This window comes from Pseudomonas sp. PDM05 (assembly GCF_014851685.1).
Lineage (GTDB): Bacteria > Pseudomonadota > Gammaproteobacteria > Pseudomonadales > Pseudomonadaceae > Aquipseudomonas.
The window spans coordinates 1-303 of the sequence record NZ_JACVAC010000052.1; the positions used below are offsets into that span (position 1 = coordinate 1).

Consider the following 303-nt stretch of genomic DNA (forward strand, 5'->3'; position numbering starts at 1 on the left):
TCGATGATGTGCCCGCTGCGGGCAAGAACCCCAACGGCGATGCCGCTGCGGCTGCGGATAAAACCGCGACCCATGGCTGCCCGGTGTCGATGGTCACCGGCGAAGAGTTGCTGACCCTCACCGACGGTGTGCTGGACGGGGTGTTGTCGTTCGAGTGGACGCGGCTGTATCGCACCAGTGCCGTGGAAATGGACTGCGGGCTGGGGTTTGGCTGGAGTCATGCGCTGGCCCACCGGCTGGTGGTTTCCGGTGATTCGGTGGTGTGGACCGATCATGAAAACCGCTCGACGCTGTTGCCCTTGC

At 64.0% G+C, this 303-nt stretch carries 1 protein-coding gene; it reads left to right on the forward strand.

Annotated features, from left to right (window positions below; all coding sequences use genetic code 11):
* Nucleotides 1–303, forward strand: a 303-nt coding sequence (locus IB241_RS27380) for a DUF6531 domain-containing protein (RefSeq protein WP_192301284.1), incomplete at both ends; no start/stop codon positions are given.